Annotated in this window: 2 protein-coding genes; both read left to right on the forward strand. The window is 35.1% G+C overall.

From position 1 onward, the window contains the following. Positions 1-273, forward strand: a 273-nt coding sequence (locus GFJ94_RS03515) for a type IX secretion system membrane protein PorP/SprF (protein ID WP_153200211.1), incomplete at its 5' end; no start/stop codon positions are given. 20 nt (positions 274-293) lie between these two features. Further along, on the forward strand, positions 294-1,108 hold an 815-nt coding region (locus GFJ94_RS03520), incomplete at its 3' end, for a tetratricopeptide repeat protein (RefSeq protein WP_370513788.1).

A 1,108-nucleotide genomic window follows, 5' to 3' on the forward strand; every position in this document is an offset into this window, starting at 1 on the left:
ATGATGAAATCGGCCTTTGAAGCGCCAACATCATGGGATGTTTCAGCCAATTTCTTGTTTAATGAGAAATTTGAAATCGGTGGAACCTATCGATTAGAAGACAGTTTTGGAGCAATGGTTAATTATGCTATTACACCAAATATAAAATTAGGTTATGCTTACGATCACATCGTATCCGATTTGAATGTAACCACCCCATCTTCACACGAGATTATATTATTGTTTGATTTGAACTTCCCGAAAAAAGTATCAAGTTCACCAAGATTCTTCTAACCTAAACCGACTAAAGTACAATGAGAAATTTATATGTAACATTAAGTTTTGTGATGGTAAGTGGATTACTTAGTGCACAAAATCAATACACCAAAACAGCAGACAAATTATTCGATAGATACGAATATGTAGATGCAGCTAAAGAATATTTAAAATTAGCCGAAGGTAGTAAAGCCGATAACTACGTTTACAAACAATTGGCAGAAAGCTACTATAATGTTTTCAATACGAAAGAAGCATCAAAATGGTACGCAAAAGTAGTAGAGCAAAAGCAAGATGCCGAAACATACTACAAATATGCTCAAATGTTAAAAGCAGAAGGTAACTTTAAGGAAGCTGACAAACAAATGCAACAATTTGCACAATTGGCACCAAACGACCAAAGAGCCAAAACATTTAAGAGTAATCCTAATTACCTTCCAGAATTAAAAGGTCAAACCAAATTATACGACATTGCAAAATCAGACGTAAGTAGCGATAAAACCGATTTTGGTGCCGTACTAACCAATGATAACCATGTGTATTTTGCAAGTGCAAGAAACACCTCAAAAAGAAACAGTAACTTCAACGAAGAGCCTTATTTAGACATCTACAAAGCCACTTACAACGCAAATGGAACCATTAGCGATGCTGTAGCGGTAGACAACATTAATACCAAATGGCACGACGGACCTGTAAGTATTACAAGTGATGGAAACACGATGTACTACGGTAGCGAAAGTTTTAATGAAAAAGAATATGTAAAAGACAAAGCCAAAAAAGCAAAATTTGGTAAAATTTACCTTTATAAAGCTACCAAATCTGGAGACACATGGTCAAATGCAAAACCACTTCC

It is taken from the genome of Flavobacterium sp. LMO8 (assembly GCF_009495755.1).
Lineage (GTDB): Bacteria > Bacteroidota > Bacteroidia > Flavobacteriales > Flavobacteriaceae > Flavobacterium.